General features: G+C 67.7%; 5 protein-coding genes. All 5 read left to right on the top strand.

Annotated elements, in window-relative coordinates; all coding sequences use genetic code 11:
• A partial coding sequence (locus OSB71_RS23910) for an ROK family protein (protein ID WP_265950892.1) occupies nt 1–456 on the top strand: 456 nt, incomplete at its 5' end.
• Between the two features lie 102 nt (nt 457–558).
• Nucleotides 559–2,295 (top strand): glycoside hydrolase family 13 protein, encoded by a 1,737-nt coding sequence (locus OSB71_RS23905; RefSeq protein WP_265950891.1) that lies wholly within the window; start codon nt 559–561, stop codon nt 2,293–2,295.
• A 40-nt stretch (nt 2,296–2,335) separates the two neighbouring features.
• On the top strand, nt 2,336–3,655 hold the full coding sequence (locus tag OSB71_RS23900) for an ABC transporter substrate-binding protein (protein ID WP_265950890.1): 1,320 nt from the start codon (nt 2,336–2,338) through the stop codon (nt 3,653–3,655).
• Nucleotides 3,656–3,745: 90 nt separating this feature from the next.
• On the top strand, nt 3,746–4,639 hold the full coding sequence (locus OSB71_RS23895; protein WP_265950889.1) for a carbohydrate ABC transporter permease: 894 nt from the start codon (nt 3,746–3,748) through the stop codon (nt 4,637–4,639).
• Nucleotides 4,636–5,577: a carbohydrate ABC transporter permease gene (locus OSB71_RS23890; RefSeq protein WP_416237322.1), complete on the top strand. Its 942-nt coding sequence runs from the start codon at nt 4,636–4,638 to the stop codon at nt 5,575–5,577. The genes OSB71_RS23895 and OSB71_RS23890 overlap by 4 nt, the downstream gene beginning before the upstream one ends.
• Nucleotides 5,578–6,413: the final 836 nt, after the last annotated feature.

Raw genomic sequence — 6,413 nt, 5'->3', positions numbered from 1 at the left:
GGCCATATGCCTCTCGATCCGGCGGGTCCGATGTGCAGCTGCGGTCGCCGGGGTTGTTTGGAAGCGCTCGCGGGTGACCGGGCCGTCCTGCGCCATTTCCAAGACGCTGGCGTTCACTGTGAGACTATCGCCGACGCTGTTGACCTCGCCCGCGCCGCGGGCGGCTCCTCTCAGGTCGTGGCCCGTGCCGCGTTTACCGAGGCCGGGACAGCCCTCGGACGGGGTCTGGCTGGCATGTGCAACCTGTTGAACCTGCAGAAGATCATCATTGCCGGAGAGGGCGCGGTCGCGCACGACCTGTTCGGTCCGGCCATGAACACGGCGATGGAGAGGTACGCGTTTTCCACCGCCGCCCTGGACTGTGCCGTCCACGTCGATCCCGTGCACCACGATCTGTGGGCCCGAGGAGCGGCATGCCTGGTGATCCGCGACGCGGTGGGCGCCGCGATCTCTTGACCTTCCCGGCGCCGGCCGACGCACTGCCCACGGCCCAGATGCCCGTACGAAGTAACCGAATGCCCGTACGAAGTAACCGAACAGCCGCAGTGAGGTCCTGACGTGTCCGAGAACGAAGCCAGTCCCGCCGACTCCTGGTGGAGCGACGCCGTCGTCTACCAGATCTACCCGCGCAGCTTCGCCGACTCCGACGCGGACGGCATCGGCGATCTGCAAGGCATCATCGAACGCCTTGACTACCTCTCCCAGCTCGGTGTCGACGTCCTGTGGCTCTCGCCCGTCTACCCCTCCCCGCACGACGACAACGGCTACGACATCAGCGACTACCAGGACATCGATCCGCTCTTCGGCACCCTGGACGACTTTGACCGTCTCATGACCGCCGTTCACGAACGCGGCATGAAGCTCGTCATGGACCTCGTGGTCAACCACACCTCCGACGAGCACCCCTGGTTCACCGCCTCCCGTGACGGCGGTGTGGACGGACCCCGGCGCGACTGGTACATCTGGCGCCCGCCGCGTGCGGGCGCGACCCCCGGCGAGCTGGGCGCCGAGCCCAACAACTGGGAGTCCTGGTTCTCGGGACCGGCCTGGACGTACGACGAGGCCAGCGGTGAGTACTACCTCCACACGTTCTCCCGCAAGCAGCCCGACCTCAACTGGGACAACCCCCAGGTCCGCTACGCGGTCTACGCCATGATGCGCTGGTGGCTGGACCGCGGCGTGGACGGCTTCCGCATGGACGTCATCAACCTGGTGTCCAAGGACCCGGCCCTGCCCGACGGCCGCATCTCCGAAGGCCGCCGCTACGGCGACGGCTCCCCGTACTACGTCTGCGGTCCCCGCGTTCACGAGTACCTGGCCGAGATGCACCGCGAGGTCTTCGAGGGACACCCTCGCAAGCTGCTCACCGTCGGCGAGATGCCCGGCGTCACCGTGGAGGAGGCCAGGCTCTTCACCGACCCCGCCCGCCGGGAAGTGGACATGGTCTTCCAGTTCGAGCACGTCGGACTCGACCGCGGCCCCGGCGGAAAGTTCGACCCGCGGCCGCTGAGACTCACCGACCTCAAGACGAGCCTCGGACGCTGGCAGACCGGCCTGGGCACCACCGGCTGGAACAGCCTGTACTGGAACAACCACGACCAGCCGCGCGTCGTCTCCCGCTTCGGCGACGACAGCCCCGCCTACCGCGACCGCTCGGCCAAAGTGCTGGCCACCGTCCTCCATCTGCACCGCGGCACGCCCTACGTCTACCAGGGCGAGGAGCTGGGCATGGCCAACGCGCCCTTCACCTCCATCGACGACTACCGCGACATCGAATCACTCAACCACTACGCCCACGCGGTCGCCGACGGAGCCGACCCCGACCGCGTCCTGGAAGGGCTCCGAGCGATGGGCCGGGACAACGCCCGCACTCCCATGCAGTGGGACACCACCCAGAACGCAGGCTTCACCACGGGCACACCGTGGATCGCGGTCAATCCCGACCACACGGAGGTCAACGCCAAGGCCCAGCTCGCCGACCCGGACTCGGTCTTCCACTACTACCGCCGTCTCATCGACCTGCGCCACACCGAGCCGGCCATCACCCACGGCGACTTCCACATGCTCCACCCCGACCACGAGCAGCTCTACGCCTTCACCCGTACCGACGCCACCTCGGGCACGGAGCTGCTCGTCCTGGCCAACGTCAGCGGAGCCGACCTCACCGTCGACCTGCCCGACGGCTGGGAGCACAGCGAGACCCTCATCGCCAACATTCCCGCCACCGCTCCTCTCACGACGCCGCACACCCTGCAGCCGTGGGAAGCCCGCGTCCACCGCCGCCGCACAGCCTGAACACCCGCACCACCCACCCATGCACACCCAAGGAACTCCCATGAAGATCATGCGCTTCCGCGCCACGGGCCGAACCACGCGCCGTGCCCTGCTCGCCGGCACCGCACTGGCGCTCGTGGCACCCCTCTCCGCATGCGGCGGCTCCGGCGCCGCCGAGGGTGACGGCAAGACCCTGCGGCTGTGGTACTACGAGCAGGAAGACGGTGCCCTGAGCAACGCCTGGGACGCGGCGATCGCCGAATTCAAAAGGACCCACCCCGACGTCAAGGTCATCTTCGAACGGAAGACGTTCGACCAGATCCAGCAGAACGCCGGCATGATCCTCAACTCCGACAAGGCGCCCGACGTCCTGGAGTACAACAAGGGCAACGCCACCACCGGTCTCCTCGCCAAACAGGGCCTGCTCACCGACCTGACCGCCACCGCCAAGGAACGCGGCTGGGACGAGAAGATCAGCGAGGGCGCCTCCGTCACCGCCCGCTACGACGCCCAGGGCAACATGGGCGGCGACCGGTGGTACGGCGTCCCCAACTACGGCGAGTTCGTCCTCACCTACTACAACGACGACCTCTTCGAGAAGCACGACATCGCCAAGCCCACCGACTTCAAGAGCTTCGAGGAGGCCCTGGCCGGGTTCAAGGCCGCCGGCATCACCCCGCTGGCCAACGCCGGCAACGACCACCCGGCCGGACACTGGCTCTACCTGCTCGCCCTGTCCAAGGCCGACGACACATGGGTGGAGAACTACCAGCTCTACAAGGGCGAGGTCGACTTCCACGGTCCCGAGTGGACCTACGCCGTCGACAAGTACAAGGAGTGGCTCGACAAGGGTTACTTCGACAAGGAGGACGTCGGCCTCAAGGGCAACGACATGACCGAGCAGTTCGTCTCCCAGAAGCGTCCCGTCCTGGTCGGCGGCAACTGGTGGTTCGGCGGCTTCACCACCGACATCGAGAACTTCCAGTGGAGCACCGCCCCCTACCCGGGCAGCGACAAGACCCTTGGCTCCGGCGGCAACCACTGGGTCATTTCCACCAAGGCGAAGAACAAGAAGCTCGCCGAGGACTTCATCGACATCACCATGTCCGACAAGATCCAAAAGCTCATAGGCGAGGAGGGCAACGTGCCCCTGGCCGCCGAGCCGGACTCCATCACCAATCCCAAGTCCCGCGAGCTGATCACCGCCTTCAACACCTACCAGAGCAGCAACGGGCTCGCCTTCTACCCCGACTGGCCCGTCGCCGGCTACTACGACACCTGGATGGCCGCCACCCAGAACCTCATGAACGGCGGCAAGCCCGACGCGGTCCTCGATGAGCTCGCGGCACCGTACGAGAAGTACGCAGCCACGCGGCGCTGAGACTGACGCTCCCCGCCGAGCCTCAGCCCTCACCTCCGGGGACGGCGGCCCGCCCACGCCGGCCGCCGTCCCGCCCACCTAGGAGCATCAGTGAAAACCACACGTCACCCGCGGACCACGGGGTACGCCGTCTTCCTCGCGCCCGGCCTGCTGCTGAGCCTGCTCTTCCTCGTCGTCCCGCTGGTGATGACCTTTTACTACAGCCTCACCCAGTGGCAGGGCATCGGAGATCCCACCTGGATCGGCCTGGACAACTACACCCGTCTTTTCAGCGACGCCGACTTCTGGGCCTCCTTCCGCAACATCGCCTTCGTCATCATCGGCATCGCGGTCGTCCCCACCCTGCTCGGCCTCTTCCTCGCCGCTCTCCTGTTCGACTACGTCGGCAAGAAGCACGGCGACGGCCTGGTCAGCGTCTTCCGCTCCGGCCTCTACCTCCCGCAGGTCATCCCGGTCGCCGTCACCGGCCTGATGTGGGGATGGATCCTGGCCCCCGAAGGCGCCGTCAACAGCGTCCTGGAAACGATCGGACTGTCGTCACTGACCGAGAACTGGCTCGGCGACCCCGACCTCGCGCTGTGGATCGTCCTCGGCGTCCTGGTCTGGATGCAGCTCGGCTACCCGCTCGTGCTGTTCATGTCCGGCCTCCAGCGCATCGACCCCGAACTCTACGAAGCCGCATCGCTCGACGGCGCGAGCTGGTGGCAGCGCTTCACCCGCATCACCGTGCCCATCCTGCGACCCGAGGTCTACGTCGTGCTGGTCACCACCACCATCGCCGGACTCAAGGTCTTCGCCCAGATCTTCGTCCTCACCGGCGGAGGACCCGGCAACGCGACACTGGTCCCCGCGTACTTCGCCTACCAGAACTTCTTCGAGCGCGCCGACGTCGGCTACGGATCGGCCATCTCCAGCACCATCACCCTGCTCGTGCTGATCATCGCCGGAACGATGCTCGCCCGCCAGGCCCGCGAGGACGGATGACCATGACCACCGACATCACCACCCCCGCACCCACCTCGCCCCGCCCCCACCCGCCGGCGCACCCCGGCCACGCCGCCCCCCAGCGCAAGCACCGGGACCGTAGGACCACCGGAAGCCGCCGCAGCCCCGGCTCCTACGCGGTCGTGGCCGCCGTCACCCTCTTCGTCCTCGCCTTCCTCGCCCCGTTCCTGGTCATCCTGCTCAACTCCTTCAAGACCAGCGCCGACTACCGCGCCAACGGTTCACTGTCCTGGCCGACCGAGTGGAACTGGAGCATCGTCAGCGAAGTCTGGGAACGCGTCGACTTCACCCAGAAACTGGTCAACAGCGTCCAGATCAGCCTGGGCGTCGTCCTCATCGCCGTCGTCCTGGCCCTCTTCAACGCCTACGCCATCGGCATCGGGCGCGTCCGATGGCGCACCGCGTTCCTCGTCTTCTTCCTCGGCGTCAACGTCCTGCCACAAGAGGGCCTGGTCTACCCCATCTACTACATCTTCAAGGAGATGGGACTCTACGACGGCAAGCTCGGCTACACCATCCTCGTCGGCATCACCTACAGCGCCTTCGGCACCTACCTGCTCTCCTCCGTCTTCGCCAGCTTCCCCCGCGAACTCATCGAAGCCGCATCCCTTGACGGCGCCGGCCGCTGGACCATCCTGTGGCGCATCATCCTGCCCATGAGCTGGCCCACCCTCTCGGTGATGTGCGTGTTCTTCTTCGTCTGGAGCTGGAACGAGTTCCTCTACCCCCTCGTCCTGCTCGTCTCCAACGACAACCACACCGTCCCCCTCGGCCTCTCCGTGATGCAGGGCCAGTACACCAGCGACCCCACGTCCATGAGCGCCGCAGCCCTCCTCGGCGTCATCCCCATGGTCGTCTTCTTCCTGATCTTCCAGCGCTCCCTCACCCGCGGCCTCACCGCAGGCGCCGTGAAGTAGCCGCCCAACAGGAGGCACCACCACACCCCGGGCCCGGCCAGCCCGTCCGGGGCCCGGGGCGCCCCCGCGACGGCCGCCTGACAGGACAGCAGCAACAGGCAGGCCGCGCACTCGCCCACCCGGACCCACAGCAAGAGGCCCCTGGGGGAAACCCCGGACCCCGGCCAGCGCGTGGCCTCCGCGGCACGACGATCGGGAGCCCTCGTACTTCTGCGTCCGGCCGTCTTCGCCGCCATGCTCGCGGAGGCCGCCGCCACGGACTGGTCCGCGGTCCGGTTCAAGGACGCCCCGGGGCCTTCGACGGCGCCGCCGGGCTCGGCTGCGCGGCCTTCGCCCTGTGCATGCTGCTCGGCAGGGCCGGCGGCGACGCCGGGTCACGCCGCATGGGGCACGCCCGGATGACCGCGGCCGCCGCCCTGCTCGGCTGTACCGGCGCCGTTGCCGGGTTCGCCGCCGCAGGCCCAATCTTCGCGGCCCTCGGCTTCGCGGCACTCGGTCCGCGCCTGTCCTGCCTGATGCCCTACCTCTTCACGGCCGCGAGCGAGGGGGTGCAGGGCAGCGCGGTAGCGGTCACGGCCGTCAGCACCTGCGGATACATCGGGACGCTCACCGGCCCCACGGTCATCGGCGGTCTCAACCAGGTCTCCGCCCTCGCCCACGCCTTGTGGCTCCTGCCCGTGCTGCTGCTCCTCGGCAGCCTGGCCCGCCCTGCGCACCTCACGACGCACCAAGGGACACCGCATGACGACCCACAACTGTCTCGGCTTCACCGACTGGACCTGGCTCAACCAGCCCGCCCACTGGTCCCCCCAGGAGAACCAAGTCGAGGTCACCAC

Origin of the sequence: Streptomyces marinisediminis (genome assembly GCF_026262575.1) — a bacterium.
In the GTDB taxonomy this organism is placed as follows: Bacteria; Actinomycetota; Actinomycetes; order Streptomycetales; family Streptomycetaceae; genus Streptomyces; species Streptomyces marinisediminis.
This window is presented reverse-complemented; position numbering and strand designations above follow the sequence as displayed.

Bases quoted from the DNA above. Each gene is read 5' to 3' on its own strand.
- OSB71_RS23900 (WP_265950890.1), top strand. From the start codon at position 2,336: ATGAAGATCATGCGCTTCCGCGCCACGGGCCGAACCACGCGCCGTGCC.
- OSB71_RS23890 (WP_416237322.1), top strand. From the start codon at position 4,636: ATGACCATGACCACCGACATCACCACCCCCGCACCCACCTCGCCCCGC.